Consider the following 17,704-nt stretch of genomic DNA (forward strand, 5'->3'; position numbering starts at 1 on the left):
AAAAATATGGATTAACCATTAGAAAAACTAATTAAAGTTTTTGGGTGTTTGTAGTCGTTATGAGTTTTAAAAGATTGCCTCCTCTAAATGCACTTCGAGCGTTTGAAGCTGCAGCTCGTCATTTGAGCTTTACCCGCGCCGCAGAAGAGCTGTTCGTGACTCAGGCTGCCGTGAGCCATCAAATAAAAGGGTTGGAAGAATTTCTCGGAATGAAGTTATTTTTGAGAAAAAATCGTACCCTGCTGTTGACCGAAGAAGGCCAAAGTTATTTTCTGGAAATAAAAGATATTTTTGTGAGTTTGCAAGATGCCACAAACCGTTTATTAGCCATGGGGGCAAAAGGCTCAATAACGGTGGCACTTCCTCCCAGTATCGCCGTGCAGTGGATGGTTCCTCGCTTATCTGATTTTGCCCGCCAGCATCCTGATATTGATGTGCGAATTAAAGCGGTTGACTCGGAAGATGGTTTTTTAACAGATGACGTTGATTTAGCGATTTACTATGGTAAAGGACGTTGGCCGGGATTGATGGCCGAAAAATTGTATGCGGAATATCTGGTGCCAGTCTGTTCACCCAGCTTGTTGATGGGCAGTAAGCAGCTGGATACATTGGATGACTTAAAAAATCATATGTTGTTGCATGATACTTCCCGAGAATCCTGGAAATCCTTTATTCGTCACTTTAATGTGCTCGGCGTTAATGTGAATCAGGGGCCGATTTTCAGTCATACCATGTTAGTGCTCCAAGCTGCCGCGTTAGGGCAGGGAATTGCATTGGTTGATAATGCATTGGCGCGTCCTGATATTGCGATGGGACGCTTGGTCTGCCCCTTTGAAGAGCGTATGACAACCAAACAAGCCTATTACATAGTATGCCGAGAAGCACAATCTGAGTTGGGACGTATTCAGACCTTTAGAGATTGGGTGATGACTCAGGTGGGTGGCGACAACGCAGACTAATCAGACTTGGAATTTTCAGGATATTTCATGATAAAACCATTTGCTCAGCTAATTCTGGCTCATGGAGCTGGTGCGGGTAAAAGCAGTTCTTTTATGCAAGACATGGCGCGATTACTGGAAGAAAAAGGTATTGCGGTTCAGTTATTCGATTTCGATTATATGAAGGTGGCGACCGAAACAGGGAAGAAACGTCCGCCGGAAAAGATAGATAAGCTACAACAACAGTTTCATGCCCAAATAGCCCTGCGAGATATTTCTCTGCCGTTATTTATTGGTGGTAAGTCGATGGGCGGTCGAGTCGCCAGTATGATTTTTGCGGGCTTGGACGCCAAAGGATGTGTTTGCCTGGGGTATCCGTTTCATCCTCCCGGTAAAACCGACAAACTGCGCATTGAACATTTGCAGACCCTGACTAAACCTTTGTTGGTGGTGCAAGGTGAGAGGGATACTTTTGGTAATCAGACAGAAATCCCTGATTATCAGCTACCAGATTCTGTAGCGGTCGAGTTTCTTGGTGATGGCGATCACAGTTTTAAGCCCCGTAAAGCATCTGGATTATCTTTGGATGAAAATATGCAATTAGCGGCTGATAAGGTTGCAGCCTTTATTCAATCCCATTGTTAGGTTAGGAGAGAGCTTCTTGAATTATCTTATTTCTATTGCTGCACTTTGCGGTGGATTGTCGGTGGCTTTAGGGGCGTTTGCAGCTCATGGGTTAAAGGCCAAGCTGTCTGAGAGTATGCTGATGGTGTTTCAAACCGGCGTTCAGTATCAGTTTTATCACAGTTTGGCGATGTTGCTGGTGGTGATATTGTATCGACAGTTTGGACAGCCTTTGTTGCTTTGGTCTTATGGCTTCATGCTGGCAGGCATAGTGTGCTTTTCTGGCAGCTTGTATTTACTTGCTCTGACAGGAAATAAAATCTTCGGGCCCATTACCCCTATCGGCGGAGTGTTCTTTCTCATCGCTTGGGGCGTTCTGTGTACTGCCGGGTTTAAAATGGGAAATAGTTAATTGCGCATCTTTTTTGGGAATAGAGTAGAATGCGCCCGTTTTGAGTATTCCATTAATGAGTAAGCGAGTAAGGTTTAAGTTAGATGGCGGCCGTCCTTTTATATTGTAGAGCTGGTTTTGAAAACGATGCGGCAAATGAATTTATGCAACAAGCATCGGAAAGAGGCGTATTTGGTTACGTCAATGCCAAGAAAGGCAGTGGTTATGTAATCTTCGAGTGTTACCAGCAGGAACAGGCCGAACAGATCACCAACATTCTTCCCATAGAACATTTAATTTTTACTCGCCAATGGTTTGCTTCTATTTTGCATGTGCAAAATATGGATATTAAAGATCGCGTTGGTGAGATTATTCATGCATTGCAGCAACAGGATAATTTTCCTGTTTGTGGCAATTTACGTGTTGAACATCCCGATACCGATGCCGGTAAAGAGCTATCCAAATTTTGCCGTAAGTTTACCGTTCCTCTAAGACAGTCTTTGCGTCAGCATGGTTTCTTGGCTAAGCAAGAGCAGGATAACGAGAATGAATTGTTCGTATTCTTTACGGACAATCAAAACTGCTATGTGGGTGTTGCCAATAAAAATAACTGTTCCCCTTTACCTCTGGGCATACTGCGTTTAAAAGCGCCCTCTGATGCGCCGAGTCGCTCAGCGTTAAAGTTGGAAGAAGCATTTCAGGTGTTTATTCCTAAAATCAAGCATGAAGAGCGTTTACGTTCTGGCATGAATGCTGTGGATTTGGGCGCTTGTCCTGGTGGCTGGACGTATCAACTGGTTAAACGAGGCATGTTTGTTCAGGCTATTGATAATGGGGCGATTGATCAGTCCTTGATGGACACTGGTCAGGTTACTCATTTTATGGCGGATGGATTCAGTTATGAACCCAAGAAAAAGAATGTTTACTGGTTGGTGTGTGACATGGTGGAGAAGCCACAACGTGTCGCATTACTGATGGCTGACTGGGTGGCCAAGGAATGGTGCGTAGAAGCGATGTTCAACCTGAAGCTGCCAATGAAGCGCCGTTATGAGTCTGTTATGGAATGCATGGAGTTGATGCGAGATCATCTTAAAGAGAATGGTTGCCGTAAGTTCTCTTTGCGTGCCAAGCATTTATATCATGACCGTGAGGAAGTGACGGTTCATCTAAGGCGTCATAGAGTCAGCTAGAGAACCAGCTAGCGAGCCAGCTGATTTGGGGTGCTCTTTAGCCTCGCTTTTTAAAGCGCTTTTGAAACAAGGCTACATTGCGCTTGAACTGCTGTAGCTGTTCTGGCGATGCTTGCGCTTGTTGATAACGTAGCTTTATGAATTCTTCACTCAGCATATTGAACTGCTGGGCGTATTGCTCACTGCCGTATTGATTCACAACGTGAACAAAATCACTGGCAGCCATGCTTTTCGGCTTAACAATGCCATTTCTTCTCAGGGTTTCCAGCGCTTGTTGGTAAGCGTGTAGCAGTGGGTCATCAATTTTGGGAAACCATATTCGATAATGAAACAGGGCGAGTAAAATCCCAATAATTAGCATGACGCCCAGAGTTAATGCTGCTATTCGATAGGGTGACAGGTTTCCAATAATGGACTCAAACAAATTGAGTTGTTTTTTCTGATCGAATCCCAACAACCATCGACTCCACAAATAATCAGCATTTTCCATCCACATTCTTATCTGATTTAACCATTCAATATTTTTAAGCTTCGCTAATGCAAACGGCGTTTCTGATAAGAAGCTATCTTCGTAAGCAACAGCCGCTTCCAAGCCATACAATAATCTGTCTGGTGCAACTAATGAGGTAGGATCGTAACGCACCCAGCCTTTATCCTGTTGTAACACTTCTACCCAGGCATGAGCATCGTATTGGTATACGCTCATGTAATCCTGCCCGTGCATTTCGCCGCCTAAATAGCCTGTTACCATACGAGCTGGGATGCCTGCAAGGCGCATGATATAAGTCATAGCCCCAGCGTAATGGGCACAAAAACCAGCTTTATCGTCAAATAAAAACTGATCGATGGGGTTATGTGGCATGGCAAACGGGCGTAGTGTGTAGCGGTATTTACCAGTGAGAAAATGCTGGTTTACCGCGTTGATAAACTCCTGTTCACTTGAATGTCTGGCTCGAAGATTCAATACCCAGGATTGGGTTTTAGGGTTGCCTTCTTTTGGAAGTTGTAAATTCAGTTCGCGATCCATGCCCGTTATTTCATCTTTCAATTCAGCATTAAAGTAAGACTTTACTTGATACTTGAACTGGCTTTGCATGGGTTTGGTTCGTTGCAATTGATAGTCCCGACTTAGCCAGGTTTCCGCATCGCTGGATTGGGCAATATCCAATGCGTATAGCCAGGTTTGGTGAGTAGGTTCTGCGATGACTTCGTAATCAAAATAAGCGCCAGTTACATTAGGCTGGAATGATTGGCGTAGTTGCCAGTTAAAGGCTTTGGTGGTTTTTCGTTGTGGCGCAATGCTCCAGGTATGTCCGTCGAAGTGTTCTAATACAATTGCTCGCCAATATCGTTGTTGAGCAGTTGGTATAGCGCCGTTGAAGGTTGCCCTGAATGCCAATTCAGTTGATTGCGACAGGTCAGCGATATCACCGGGAGTCACCGTTTCACTTAAACCTGTTTCGGCATTTTTGGCACTGGGCATACGCCAAAGCGGATCGATTTTAGGAATGACCAAGAATAGCAGTATCGCAATGGGGGTTGCTTGTAAGCACTGTAATCCAATGCGATATGCTTGTTTATTGAGTCGAGTATTGGGCGAGATATGAAACGCCAGTGAGAGCAATAGCATAAATATGATCAGGCTATAGATCAGGCTATACAAAATGGATTGTTGAAAAATAAAGCCACACCCAACCAGAAAAAACACCGTACAGATGAGGCGAAAATAATCCTGGTGTTTGCGCATGGTCATTAATTTTAAGGCACTTGCCATCACCAGAAGGTTCACCATGCCGAGCAGTAAGCCTAAATGCCACCCAGAATAAACCAACACAATGGCGCTGAGTATCGCGAGCAGGTTAATGGTTCGAATCGTGGGGAGATGTTTTTGCAGATTGAAAAAAAGTGCAAATCGCATGACGGCAGAGCAAAACACCAATACCTGAATCCAAAGTAAAACAGGCTCGATAAGTGAAAGTGACGTTATCAATAAGGCGATAGATAGCAGGAAGTGGGACTCATTTTCAGTGCGTTGCATCATACTCGTCTCTCACTTCCCTTTTTTGAAGAATATAATGCCAGTGCTTTTAAGCATTCTTCTACGTGAGGAATACCTGAATCTGGGGATATTTTCACAGAGCCTAAATCAAGCCCGAAGCGCATATGTTGTTTATTGCATTCCAAAACCGACCAACAGAGTTTCCCCAAAGATTGTTCAATATTACTGCTGTCCATTTGGTGTATAGACAGCCACAGGGCTTTGCTTGATGTGCCACTAAACCGTTTACTCACTAACCCTTGTCCTTTGGCAACCTGCTTCCAGGCGATTTGATGCATGGGCTCTCCAGGCTGGTAAGGGCTTAAAGTATCAAAATCTTCTATACCCGATTCTTCGCTTGAAAGTTCCGCGAATTCGCCATCATCTTCTGCCATGACGGTATTTAACGGACATGGAATGGGTTTGGGATAGACCAGCACTTCGCCTTTAAACTGTAGGTGTGTCCAGCAACGATATAGTCCTAGTGGATAGAAACTCTCTAATGTAATGCGTGGAAGTTTATGTATTCCTCTGGGTAAGCCCGCAATTGAAATATGAGCCGGATTGGTAAGGTGCTGTGGGTCGATGCTGGTGTGGATCTTGTCACCATAAGGGCTTATATGAACCTTGCCATAGTAGGGGAGTTTGTCTTCTTGTTCACCCCGGTGACTAAACCAGAGGGGAATGGTTGCCTCTTCGCCTGAAAATATCGGATTAGTACGCCCAATTTGAACGCGAATTTTTGCAAAGTTACTGTAGCTGGCTGATAGGTTTATCAGGAATAACGCAACCAGAAAAAAACATAGCAGTAGCATTAGATTGTTACTGTAGTTACTGCCAAGTAAAAAAAGCGCTAAACACAGGATTAAAAATAGAAGGCCAAATTTAGCCGGGAAAATAAAAATGTTGGACATATCCAGCTGATATTGAGTTTGTGCTGGAATACGTTTATCCAACCAACCTAGTATTCGAGTTTGCCAAAAAGAGGGAGTCATGATGCTGGATATTCTGTTGCTATCGTTTCCTTCATTATTAAGACTTAAGCTGCCAGAGGATCGATTTGTTCCAGCAGTTGTTTGCTGAGACTAAATTCGTTTCCTATGTCAGACATTGAGCTTCGCATTCTATGTTCAGAAACGGCTGGCAGGATGGCTTGTATGTCTTCGGGAACCACGTAGTCACGGTCGTGAATATAAGCCCAGGCTTTAGCGGCATAAAGAATAGCTTTACTGGCTCTGGGTGACAAAGGGTTGGGGAATAAGTCTGACTCTCTGCTCATGGTGACTAATCTGAGTATGTAGTCCAGAATGGCATTGGAGGAATGAACCTGAATGATATTGTACTTAATGTTGTCGAGTTGTTCAGTAGTGACCACTTGTTGTAGTGCTTCCATACTGGCATTGATATCACCGGATAACATGAGTTTTTCTGATTGCCAATCAGGATAACCCAGATGGATGCGCATAAAGAAGCGATCCAGCTGTGACTCTGGTAAGGCATAGGTGCCTGATTGGTGCATGGGATTTTGGGTGGCAATGACAATAAAAGGAGAGGGTAGTTTATAACTGGCGCCGTCGATAGTAACTTGCTTTTCTTCCATTGCTTCCAGCAGCGCGCTTTGGGTTTTGGGATTGGAGCGATTAATTTCATCAGCCAATAATACTTGTGTGAACACGGGTCCTTGATGAAGTTGAAATTGTTGGTTCTTACTATCAAAAATATTGACGCCAAGAATGTCAGCAGGCAAAAGATCCGAAGTAAATTGTACACGATTAAAATGCAACCCCAGTACCTTCGCCAATGAATGAGATAGAGTTGTTTTTCCCATTCCCGGTAGATCTTCAATCAGTAAGTGTCCCTGACATAGCAAGCAAGTTAGAGCCATTTTGATTTGCTCTTGTTTACCAACAATAACCTGATTTACCTGCTTGATAATTTCCTGTACTTGAAGATTCATTAACTGACTCATATGTTGCTGGTGTTTTTATTACTGTAGCCGATCATTAAACAGATGGGCAGTTTTAAGCGTATGTATGCAAAAGAGTATTTATAAATATTTGTACAGGACTTAATGGCGTTAGGAAATTCGGTTAATTTTATGCTTATACTTAAAAATGGAATAAATTTGTGGTCATTTTATTAGCACCCTTGCAAATGGTTAACTAATTTCTTGCCTGTTTTTTTCAGCCAAAAATCAATGCGGTTAAAAAATATTCAGTTTTTGGAATTGGTAATGAGATCGTTGGAAAGCTTTTATCTAACTCAATAATCAGAGAACATTTTTAATGACCACTATATGTTGTTAATCATGAAGCTCTGATTATCAGTATTTTTGTCTATAAATTGATAATATTCGAATACGATTTTTGCATTTTAGGGGGGATTGTTCCCAGAGTGTGTTATTAGCGATTATGCACTTTTTAAATAAGATATAAACTACTTCAGTAGCGCATAATAAAAAGTTTTGATATGAGCTGTTTTAGTAATTTCTTCGTGAGATTTACTTGTAATAGATAGCTTATTTGTTGTCAATTATCCTCGAGTCCACTTGAAAATAATTCATCAAAATTCAATGCATTATATTGATTTTAGAGGGTTTCTTATGCGCCATTCAGGTTAAATAATCGTATATAATTACGAGTTTTTTTCGATATCCATTGCAGGTTTGTCTATCAATCACTCCTGAATCTTCAATTGCTCTTCCATAGTTGAGAGGCTGTGCAAAGCATTTACAGGCAACAGGGCAGAGTTTACAAGGTGATTTTTAGTGTTATTGCTTTAAATCGTGTTGGAGTATTTAACTATTACTATTGTTAGGAAACGTACGAAATAATATAAGGCGAGAGCTGTAAAAGAGAGATGTTGCAGCGTGTTAAAATTAACGAACATCAAAGATCATAGTCAATGGTATTACGTTAATGATGAGCTTTTAGAGTAGCTCATATGTCACAAGATACACGCTGCAATAAAACAATGTTAATTAGATTTTAAAATCGTCTAATTCAATGCCGTTACTTAGTGCTTCTGAGAATATTTTTGGCATTCTACCAATACCAGTCCAGAAGTGTGGCTCACCGTTTTCATCAACCAGTCGATATTTTACAGGACGCTTTTTACCAGACTTGCTGATTTTAGAAATAAGATCTGATTCGTTTAAATCAGTCAAGCTTAAGCCTGCGGCTTTAAGTTGCTCTTGAATTTGAGCAATTTTTTCTTGCTTTTCAGCTTGAACCTGTTTTTCTTCTTTTTCTCTTTCTTTTTTATTTTCAATAATTGAGTTCAATTTCGCTACTACTTCTTCTAATTCATCACTACCTAGATCCTTGACCGCACCTTGCAAACGTCTGCCGTGAGTCAAAATCTGTAAGAATTCAGACATGTTTTTTCCCCGAGTTAGAAAATTAAGTCACAATAAAAATTTATTCATTAATAAAATATAATTATATTAAAAATTATGCAATAAAAAAGCGGCTGTTGCCGCTTTTTTTAAATAAATATTTACATATTTGGATAATTTGGTCCGCCAGCACCTTCAGGTGTAACCCAACGGATATTTTGACTAGGATCTTTAATATCGCAAGTTTTACAATGTATACAGTTTTGCGCATTGATTTGGAATTGAGAATTACCTGAATCATCGCTCACAATTTCATATACACCTGCCGGACAATATCGTTGAGCAGGCTCATCATATTTCGACAAATTAACCTTAATTGGAATATTTTCATCTGCCAATTTTAAGTGGCATGGCTGATCTTCTTCATGGTTAGTATTGGATAGATAGACTGAAGAAAGCTTGTCAAAACTGAGCGTTCCATCGGGTTTTGGATAATCAATTTTACTCGCTTTATTTGCTTCTTGAAGCTGTGCATAGTCTTTGTGATTATCTTTTAATGTGAAGGGTAATTTGCCCTGACATATATTTTGATCGAAGGTATTGAAAGCCCCTCCAATGATAGAACCAAATTTATGTAATGCAGGGCCAAAATTACGTGAACTATGCAGTTCTTTATACAGCCATGAATTTCTAAAACGTTTTTCAAAATCAACTGAGGCTGAATCGTTTTTGATGGCTTCAAAAATACTTTCCGCTGCTAAAATGCCAGATTTCATTGCGGTATGATTGCCTTTAATTTTGGCAAAATTAAGAGTTCCAGCATTACAACCTACCAACATTCCGCCCGGGAATGTCATATTAGGTAAGGAATTGAACCCTCCTTTTGCAATCGCTCTTGCGCCGTAAGATACGCGCTTTCCACCTTGTAAATATTGTTTGAATACAGGGTGATGTTTCATGCGTTGGAATTCGTCAAATGGACTTAAGTGTGGGTTGGAGTAATTTAAGTCAATGATTAAGCCTACAAGCACCTGATTGTTTTCAGCATGATACAAATAGGCTCCGCCGCTGGCATCGGATAGCGGCCAACCTGCAGAGTGAACGACTAAACCTTCTTTATGTTGTTCAGCCGGTATATCCCAAATTTCTTTGAATCCGATAGCGTAATGTTGCGGAGAGGCGTCTTTATCCAATTCAAATTTACTGATTAATTCTTTGCCTAAATGTCCACGACAACCTTCTGCAAAAATCGTGTGTTTGGCTCTTAATTCCATGCCGGGTTCGAAAGAGTCTTTTTGCTCTCCATTGATATCCAAACCCATATCGCCAGTAATAACACCCGCAACTCGGCCGTCTTCATAAATAATTTCAGATGCCGGGAAACCAGGAAATACCTCTACGCCAAGCGCTTCAGCCTGTTCTGCCAGCCAGCGGCAGACGTTACCCATACTCACGATATAATTGCCTTCGTTGTGCATGGTTTTTGGCGTCATGAAGTTAGGTAAGCGAATGGCTTTTTCTTCGTCTCTCAACAAATAGATATGGTCTTCTGTGACTTTGGTTGAAATGGGAGCGCCTTTGGCTTGCCAATCGGGGAATAGTTCATCAAGAGCGCGTGTTTCCAATACCGCACCTGATAAAATGTGAGCGCCGACTTCAGAGCCTTTTTCGACCACACACACCATTAATTCAGTGTTGTTTTCTTGTGCCAATTGCATAATTCGGCATGCTGTGGCAAGACCCGCCGGACCTGCACCGACGATTACTACGTCAAATTCCATCGATTCTCGCTGCACTGAGATATCCTCCGATAAGTTAGCCTGTATCGCCTGTTTTAACTGTTGTTTTATTGATTAAACGGGCGAGTTTTTTGTTCTTTTTATTTAAAAAGGGATGTGCTCCCTAATTTTGTGGGTGTAATTGTGTTGGTCGAATGGGCATAGGTCAAGTTTTGGATTATGAGAATAAAGAGATTTATATACTCGAAAAACTCAATTATCTCGAAATTTGCGTCGTAAAGAAAATTTCCCTTGAAATTGCAGAATAACGCTCAATAGTTCAGCAAAATGCGCGTTTCAGGTTGACGTTTACGTAAACAGCAAGTAGATTGCTCACACTAAATTTAAAGTCAATGTCAACGTTCAAATGAAGCTAACCTGTTTTTACTCCTGATTGGAATGAAAAACAGGTGGTTGATATAGAGGTCATGATGAAAGTACTAGTTCCGGTTAAACGAGTCATAGACTACAACGTTAAGGTCAGAGTGAAGGCTGACAACACGGGTGTAGATTTGGCTAATACGAAAATGTCGATTAATCCTTTCTGTGAAATTGCTGTTGAAGAAGCAGTCAGAATGAAAGAGCAGGGCAAGGCAACGGAAGTTGTTGTTGTTTCTATTGGTGACAAGAGCTGCCAGGAACAAATTCGTACAGCATTGGCATTAGGTGCTGACCGCGGTATTCACATCGAAACAGAAGAGAATCTTGATTCTTTGCAAGTGGCCAAACTATTGGCAAAAGTGGTTGCAGAAGAAGCCCCTCAAATTACCATTTTAGGCAAGCAAGCCATTGATTCAGACAACAACCAAACCGGTCAAATGTTGTCTGCGTTAACCGGTATGCCGCAAGGTACTTTCGCATCTGAAGTCAAAGTTGAAGACAGCACTGTGCAAGTGACTCGTGAGGTTGATGGTGGTCTGCAAACGGTTGAGTTGAATCTTCCTGCGATTGTAACCACCGACTTGCGTTTGAATGAACCTCGCTATGCTTCTTTGCCTAACATCATGAAAGCCAAGAAAAAACCGATTGATGTTAAAGCCGCTGCCGATTTCGGTATTGAGCTGGCTTCCAAAGTGACAACTTTGAAAGTTGAAGCGCCTGCACAGCGTCAAGGTGGTGTGAAAGTGGCAGATGTTGCCGAGTTGGTTGCAAAATTGAAAAACGAAGCGAAGGTGATCTAATGGCTATTTTGGTTTATGCAGAACACGACAACCAGCACCTGAAAGCTGAGTCTTACAAATTGGTTAATGCTGCACAGCAAATGGGTGACGACATTCATATGTTGGTGGCTGGTGAAAACTGTGGCGCAGTTGCAGAGCAAGCGGCAAAAGTGACTGGCGTAGCGAAAGTATTAGTGGCTGATAATGCTGCCTATAAAGATCAATTAGCTGAGAACGTGGCTGATTTGGTTTTGGCCTTGGCTGATGGTTATAGCCACTTGTTGGCAGCTGCGACAACTACGGGCAAAAACTTCATGCCTCGCGTTGCGGCGTTGCTGGATGTTGCACAAATCTCTGACATTATCGCAGTGGAAAGTGCGGATACATTTAAGCGTCCTATTTATGCAGGTAATGCCATTGCGACTGTACAAAGTGCTGACGCTGTAAAAGTGATTACCGTTCGTGCCAGTGCCTTTGATGCCGCAACGGAAGAAGGCAGTGCTGAAGTTCAAGCGATTGATGTGGTTAAAAGTAGTGATTTGGTTAAGTTCGTTTCTCAAGCGTTGACCAAATCTGAGCGTCCAGAATTGACCGCTGCCAGTGTGATTATCTCTGGTGGTCGCGGTATGCAAAATGGTGAGAACTTCAAGTTGTTGGACGGTATCGCGGACAAATTAGGCGCTGCAATTGGTGCGTCTCGCGCCGCTGTTGATGCTGGCTTCGTACCTAACGATATGCAGGTTGGTCAAACCGGTAAAGTGGTTGCGCCTCAACTATACATTGCTGTTGGTATTTCTGGTGCTATTCAGCATTTGGCTGGTATGAAAGATTCCAAAGTGATTGTTGCTATCAACAAAGACGAAGAAGCGCCGATTTTCCAAATCGCTGATTATGGTCTGGTTGGTGACTTGTTCCAGATTCTACCTGAGTTGGAAGCTGCTTTATAAGCTGCTTTTAATTGCTTTTTATATTGAAAGGGCGCTGATATTTATCAGCGCCCTTTCTTTTTGCTTATTTTCTTTTTGCGTCCGTTCTTTTTGAGAGCCCTTTGTTGGCTATTGACGATTAATCTTCGATATCGTCATCGAAATCCTGTATTTCTTGATCAAGCGTAGGGCGCTTTTTCTTCTTTAAGAATGGTGCATCACCCACATCTTTTCCTTCCATTGTTTTAACCAGTACAGTCTTTCTTGGTTTTTTCTTAACGGCAGCCGAACCTGATTTCCCGTCACTCTGTTTGTTACCAGAAGGTCTCGGTTGGTTTTCTTTGAAACCTGAAAATTTAGCCGGTAATTCTTCTACTGTCTCAAAGTTAAACTCTTGTTGTAGCTGTTGTTTCAATAGAGTAAAGGTACGCCAGTCTTTCGGGCCTACCAGAGCAATTGCGGTGCCTTCGTTACCAGAACGACCTGTACGACCAATGCGGTGAATGTATTCATCGGCTGTTTTAGGTAAGTCAAAGTTGATCACCAACGATACCGTTGGAATGTCCAGTCCTCTGGATGCCACGTCAGTTGTGACTAATAACTGATGCTTGTTCAGAGAGAAATCCTGCATGATGGCAGCACGTTTGCTTTGAATCAGCTCACCACTGAGCGCCGTGCTGTTGATACCCCATTTTTGGCACAGTTCGCTTAAACGGGAGGTGTCTTCGCGCGTAGCGGTGAAGATAATCGCTTGCTTAAAGGACTCCTTGTTTAACAGGTGTTTAAGCAATAGCTCCTTGTGCTCAATGTGATCCGCAAAATAGAAGTGTTGCTTGATATCGGCGTTTGCCTGATCACTGGCATCAATGTTGATGTGCAATGGTTGTTTTTGTAACTCTGATGCCAAGTCGTTTACTAATACGCTGTGCATAGTTGCCGAGAACATCATGGTTTGGCGTTTACGATGATCAGCGGCCTGGTTGATCTGTTTCAGTTGCTCCTGAAAACCCAAATCCAACATTCGGTCAGCTTCATCCAGAATCAGCATTTCCAAGCCATTTAGAAATAAGCTCTTGCCCTGTAAATGGTCAGCCACGCGCCCTGGCGTGCCAACAACGAAAGCCGGGTTTTTGTTCATGGTTTTGGCTTGATCGTTGTAATTGTCTCCACCAACCAATAGCGCAGCTTTCAAAGGGGTATTCTTGATCAGTTGCAATAACTCGTTGAATACCTGCTTGGCAAGTTCGCGAGTGGGGGCTAGTACCAACACTCTTGCATCACGTTTACTTAATGCCTTTTGCGTTAAGGTTCTGTGAATAGCGGGGATCAAAAATGCCAGCGTTTTTCCTGAGCCCGTTTTGGATGAGGCCAGTAGATCCTTTCCTAATAAGGCGTGTGGAATGGCTTGTTGTTGAATGGGAGTTACCGTGGTGAACTCTTTTAATGCCAGGATTTTTTGAAGACGGTTGTCTAAGGGTAAATCAGAAAATAACACTATGGTGCTCGGAAACGATGAATGCGGTCATTATACGGATATACCAATCTTAGAGATATACATTGTGCGAATTAATAACACACTCTAATCATTTACAGGCAATTTGCGGTAGATCAAAACTCATTTTTACGACAGCGACTAGGCTTAGCAAAGATTTATAGAGGTCTGTAATTGCTTATGAATACAAATCAAACCCGTGAGATCTTATTGAGTAAACAACGTCGCTTACAGCGTAGGGTTTCCATGATTGATCTGGATTTTCGCAGGGAAAGGGACGATGACTTTGAGGAATTAGCCACTGAATCTGAAAATGATGAAGTGCTAAGTGCTTTGCAAAATGAAGCGATTGTGGAACTGGAGCAAATAACCAAAGCATTGCATTTACTGGATTGTGGTCGATATGGTAAATGCCTTGATTGTGGTCAGGATATTAGCAAAGAACGTTTACAGGTGTTGCCTTATACCACTCTTTGCTCAAAGTGCGCCAGTGACGATAGCTAAAAAAGAAAGCCATCAAAAGAAAGCCATCCTTGGCAACACCAAGGATGGCTTTTCTATTAATCAGACTAGAAATTAGAACTGCATTTCAGGGACGTCGCCTTCTACGACTAATTCACCTTCAGTTTTCGCTTTAATCTCTTCAACCGATACACCTGGCGCTCTTTCAATCAGATAAAACGCTTTGTTGCGTACTTCCAAAACAGCCAGGTCTGTGATGATACGAGTAATACAGTTAACACCTGTTAGTGGCAACGTACACTCTTTCAACAATTTCGACTCACCATCTTTGTTTGCATGAGTCATGGTAACAATGATGTTTTGCGCACCGGCTACCAAGTCCATTGCGCCACCCATACCTTTGACCAGCTTGCCCGGGATCATCCAGGAAGCGATGTTGCCGTTTACGTCTACTTCAAATGCACCCAGTACAGTGACATCAACGTGACCACCACGGATCATGGCAAAGCTGTCGGCAGAGTTGAAGATCGAAGCGCCAACGGCTGCGGTAACTGTTTCTTTACCAGCGTTAATCATGTCAGCGTCAACCTGTTCTTCAGTCGGGTAAGGGCCCATACCTAACAAGCCGTTTTCCGATTGCAACATAACGTGAATATCGTCAGGGACGTAGTTAGCTGCCAGAGTAGGAATACCAATGCCGAGATTGACATAATCACCATCTTTGAATTCTCTCGCTACACGCATAGCGATTTGGTCTCTTGATAATGCCATGATTAGTTTCCTCCTGCCGGACGGGTTACTCGACGCTCGATACGCTTCTCGAAAGTGCCTTGAATAACGCGATCAATGAAAATACCCGGAGTATGAATTTCGGTAGGTTTCAACTCACCAGGCTCAACAATTTCTTCAACTTCCAGAACGGTGATTTTGCCAGCAGTGGCTGCCATAGGGTTGAAGTTCATTGCTGTGTCGCGATAAATACAGTTGCCTAGTCTGTCTGCTTTCCAAGCCTTAACGATAGCGAAGTCGCCTACAATACCTTCTTCAAGAATGTATTTACGACCATTGAATTCACGCACTTCTTTGCCTTCAGCGACTGGTGTACCGTAACCCGTTGCAGTATAGAAACCGGGGATACCTGCACCGCCAGCACGCATTCTTTCAGCAAGCGTACCTTGAGGAGTCAATTCAACTTCCAATTCGCCAGACATCAGCTGCTTTTCAAATTCAGCATTTTCACCGACATAAGAAGATACCATTTTCTTGATTTGGCGATCTTCAAGTAAGATGCCCAAGCCAAAACCATCAACACCACAGTTGTTGGAAACGATGGTTAAGCCTTTTACACCCATCTTTTTGATTTGAGCGATTAATCCTTCAGGAATACCGCATAGGCCGAATCCGCCTGCAATGATGGTCATGTCGTCAGTCAGACCAGCCATGGCTTCTTCGTAACTGGTGACCACTTTATTGAAACCTGCCATTTTTACTCCGCAGTTTATGAATTTGTTATCATTATTGGAAACAGTTGTTAATATGTAAAATTAAATAAATTTCTTAATTAATAAATAAATTTTATTAAATTGCGCTGATGAATATCTCATTAAAACAAGTTAAAGCCTTTGTGAAAGTAGCACAATGTCGCAACTATGCCGAAGCGGCTGAGCGATTACATGTTTCGCAGCCTGCCTTATCGATTGCTATTCGCAACTTGGAACAAACCATTGGGGGGGCTTTGTTCAGCCGTTCAACACGTAAAGTGGAACTCACACCTGAAGGACAGGAGTTTTTTCCGGTTGCCAAACGGTTATTGCAAGATTGGGAAGAAGCCTGCTCCGATTTGAATAACCTGTTTAGTTTGCAAAAAGGGAAACTCACTATTGCCGTTATGCCGTCGTTTGCAGACACCATGCTGCCTAAGGTGTTACTGGCGTTTCATGATTCTTATCCCAACATCAGTATTTCAGTACAAGACGTTGTTATGGAATCAGCAATGAATGCAGTCAGAGAATCTCGTGCAGAGCTGGGTATTACTTTCGAAAGCGATACCCTTGATGGTTTGGACTTCTTGCCTTTGTTTGATAATGACTGTGTTTTGATCTGTCAGCCTGAACACGAGCTAGCGTTGCAAAACGAAGTGGATTGGGACCAAATCAGTGCATTTCCCTTTGTTGCTATGAACTGGGGCTCAACGATGCGACGCTGGATCGATGAAGCTTCAGTTGAGCACAATCTAACCTTGAATATAACAGCCGAAGCCGGGCAGTTAGTAACGTTAGGGCAATTCGTTGCAGTTGGTATGGGGATCTCGGTCGTGCCAGCCTTGTGCCGTATTCAAATGGAAAACAAAGGTTTGGTGTGTCGACCTATTCGCAACAGTGGTTTGATTAAACAGGTTGGCATTGTTCGGCGTCAGCGGGGCAGTTTGTCTGTGGCGGCGAATGCGTTTATGGAGTTATTACTGGCTGAGAAGTTTGATATTTAACTTTAGTATAGAGATAGAAAGAGATGGGAAAACTTGGGGAAGTAAGCCGTCGGGCGGGGTGCGTAAGTTGCCCGACAGCTCAACATTACTCGGTATTTTTATTACTTTGGCTGTTTTACCATTTTTTCTTGGGTGCAAACAAGACATCCAATTCGTCTTTTTCTTTTTCAAGACGTCTGGCGGCATCTTCTGCGTTTGAATTACGCAGGTTCTCCTGGATCTGATTCAGTAACTGCTCAAGGTGAGCTTTCTTGGTTTTGGTGTACTCGTCTTGAGCAGGAAAGTTGCTCAAGGCGATAATGGCTTTTTCCAAATATTGGCGAGCAGAACCCATCATTTGTGATTTAATTGCGGAGTCGGCTCTACGATAAAGCGTGTCTACGTTGACTCGCAACTGCATTCTATCCAGTCGTTTGTCTTCGGCAATAAAGGTTTGTGTGTCCACTTTACCTTTGCTGTGCTCAGAACGGAGCAGGGCGCGAAGTTTCTTGAGGCTTTGAATACAAAGAATGATTTGCTTATCGTTATCCGGGAGAGTGATGTTTTCGTCAACTTCTGCGGGACTGGGCGTAATATTGTTAATTCTTTCACTGGATTCTTTAACTCGCTGCTTAATATCTGCGGCTTTGGGGTTAAGTTCCAGAATGATCTTCAACGCATTGTATATGCGTTTATGCATGATGAGTGCGAGGTTAGGGGAAACAGGAATTTGACCGGAAGCCAATAAGACGTTTTCTGTCTCATCGACAATAGATTTTTGCTTGGCAATCTCGGTACGTCGCTCGGCTTCAACTTTTTCTTTGTGTTGCTGAATGGCGTTGATCATTATTGCCAACACTATCAACGTAACAATTAAAATAATAACTATTGTAAACATTCGTTT

General features: G+C 42.5%; 17 protein-coding genes. 8 read left to right on the forward strand and 9 right to left on the reverse strand.

Translation table 11 applies throughout. From position 1 onward, the window contains the following. Positions 1 to 59 precede the first annotated feature (59 nt). The 4 genes from KIH87_RS07560 to rlmM all read left to right on the forward strand — a co-directional run bounded on the left by KIH87_RS07560 (position 60) and on the right by rlmM (position 3,143). Positions 60 to 959 (forward strand): transcriptional regulator GcvA, encoded by a 900-nt coding sequence (locus tag KIH87_RS07560; RefSeq protein WP_232360920.1) that lies wholly within the window; start codon positions 60 to 62, stop codon positions 957 to 959. A gap of 27 nt (positions 960 to 986) precedes the next feature. Then, positions 987 to 1,583: an alpha/beta family hydrolase gene (locus KIH87_RS07565; protein WP_232360921.1), complete on the forward strand. Its 597-nt coding sequence runs from the start codon at positions 987 to 989 to the stop codon at positions 1,581 to 1,583. Positions 1,584 to 1,599: 16 nt separating this feature from the next. Then, positions 1,600 to 1,974: a DUF423 domain-containing protein gene (locus KIH87_RS07570; RefSeq protein WP_232360922.1), complete on the forward strand. Its 375-nt coding sequence runs from the start codon at positions 1,600 to 1,602 to the stop codon at positions 1,972 to 1,974. 83 nt (positions 1,975 to 2,057) lie between these two features. Then, positions 2,058 to 3,143, forward strand: coding sequence for a 23S rRNA (cytidine(2498)-2'-O)-methyltransferase RlmM (gene rlmM / locus KIH87_RS07575; protein ID WP_232360923.1), 1,086 nt, complete (start codon positions 2,058 to 2,060; stop codon positions 3,141 to 3,143). Between the two features lie 37 nt (positions 3,144 to 3,180). Here rlmM and KIH87_RS07580 read toward each other — a convergent pair whose 3' ends face one another. The 5 genes from KIH87_RS07580 to KIH87_RS07600 form a co-directional block, all read right to left on the reverse strand. Next, positions 3,181 to 5,184 (reverse strand): transglutaminase family protein, encoded by a 2,004-nt coding sequence (locus KIH87_RS07580; protein WP_232360924.1) that lies wholly within the window; start codon positions 5,182 to 5,184, stop codon positions 3,181 to 3,183. Further along, complete coding sequence (locus tag KIH87_RS07585; RefSeq protein ID WP_232360925.1) at positions 5,181 to 6,176, reverse strand: DUF58 domain-containing protein; 996 nt, start codon at positions 6,174 to 6,176, stop codon at positions 5,181 to 5,183. Before KIH87_RS07585 ends, KIH87_RS07580 begins: the two co-directional genes overlap by 4 nt. A 44-nt stretch (positions 6,177 to 6,220) precedes the next feature. Continuing rightward, a complete protein-coding gene (locus KIH87_RS07590) occupies positions 6,221 to 7,138 on the reverse strand; it encodes an AAA family ATPase (RefSeq protein ID WP_232360926.1) in 918 nt (305 codons plus the stop codon). Positions 7,139 to 8,161: 1,023 nt separating this feature from the next. After that, entirely contained in the window at positions 8,162 to 8,560 is a 399-nt protein-coding gene (locus KIH87_RS07595) for an H-NS family histone-like protein (RefSeq protein WP_232360927.1), read from the reverse strand. A 119-nt stretch (positions 8,561 to 8,679) separates the two neighbouring features. Beyond that, positions 8,680 to 10,314: an electron transfer flavoprotein-ubiquinone oxidoreductase gene (locus KIH87_RS07600; RefSeq protein ID WP_232360928.1), complete on the reverse strand. Its 1,635-nt coding sequence runs from the start codon at positions 10,312 to 10,314 to the stop codon at positions 8,680 to 8,682. Positions 10,315 to 10,727: 413 nt separating this feature from the next. On the opposite strand from KIH87_RS07600, the gene KIH87_RS07605 reads away from it, so the two are divergent. Both KIH87_RS07605 and KIH87_RS07610 read left to right on the forward strand, forming a co-directional pair. Continuing rightward, a complete protein-coding gene (locus tag KIH87_RS07605; RefSeq protein WP_232361447.1) occupies positions 10,728 to 11,477 on the forward strand; it encodes an electron transfer flavoprotein subunit beta/FixA family protein in 750 nt (249 codons plus the stop codon). Then, positions 11,477 to 12,403 carry an electron transfer flavoprotein subunit alpha/FixB family protein gene (locus tag KIH87_RS07610; protein WP_232360929.1) on the forward strand — a complete coding sequence of 309 codons (927 nt, stop codon included), beginning with the start codon at positions 11,477 to 11,479 and terminating at the stop codon, positions 12,401 to 12,403. Before KIH87_RS07605 ends, KIH87_RS07610 begins: the two co-directional genes overlap by 1 nt. Before the next feature lie 118 nt (positions 12,404 to 12,521). On the opposite strand, the gene KIH87_RS07615 is transcribed toward KIH87_RS07610, so the two are convergent. Next, on the reverse strand, positions 12,522 to 13,877 hold the full coding sequence (locus tag KIH87_RS07615; RefSeq protein ID WP_232360930.1) for a DEAD/DEAH box helicase: 1,356 nt from the start codon (positions 13,875 to 13,877) through the stop codon (positions 12,522 to 12,524). Positions 13,878 to 14,054: 177 nt separating this feature from the next. Between KIH87_RS07615 and KIH87_RS07620 the strand changes: the two genes are divergently transcribed. After that, a complete protein-coding gene (locus KIH87_RS07620; protein ID WP_232360931.1) occupies positions 14,055 to 14,378 on the forward strand; it encodes a TraR/DksA family transcriptional regulator in 324 nt (107 codons plus the stop codon). Between the two features lie 72 nt (positions 14,379 to 14,450). On the opposite strand, the gene KIH87_RS07625 is transcribed toward KIH87_RS07620, so the two are convergent. Then, positions 14,451 to 15,107 (reverse strand): CoA transferase subunit B, encoded by a 657-nt coding sequence (locus KIH87_RS07625; protein WP_232360932.1) that lies wholly within the window; start codon positions 15,105 to 15,107, stop codon positions 14,451 to 14,453. Between the two features lie 2 nt (positions 15,108 to 15,109). Beyond that, the gene (locus KIH87_RS07630) at positions 15,110 to 15,820 is read right to left on the reverse strand and encodes a CoA transferase subunit A (protein WP_232360933.1); all 711 of its coding nucleotides are present in this window, start codon (positions 15,818 to 15,820) and stop codon (positions 15,110 to 15,112) included. A 107-nt stretch (positions 15,821 to 15,927) separates the two neighbouring features. Between KIH87_RS07630 and KIH87_RS07635 the strand changes: the two genes are divergently transcribed. Then, positions 15,928 to 16,821, forward strand: a complete 894-nt coding sequence (locus KIH87_RS07635) for a LysR family transcriptional regulator (protein WP_232360934.1) — start codon at positions 15,928 to 15,930, stop codon at positions 16,819 to 16,821. A gap of 115 nt (positions 16,822 to 16,936) precedes the next feature. Here KIH87_RS07635 and KIH87_RS07640 read toward each other — a convergent pair whose 3' ends face one another. Then, complete coding sequence (locus KIH87_RS07640; protein WP_232360935.1) at positions 16,937 to 17,698, reverse strand: hypothetical protein; 762 nt, start codon at positions 17,696 to 17,698, stop codon at positions 16,937 to 16,939. Between the last annotated feature and the right edge of the window lie 6 nt (positions 17,699 to 17,704).

The sequence above is a fragment of the Paraneptunicella aestuarii genome, assembly GCF_019900845.1.
GTDB lineage: Bacteria > Pseudomonadota > Gammaproteobacteria > Enterobacterales > Alteromonadaceae > Paraneptunicella > Paraneptunicella aestuarii.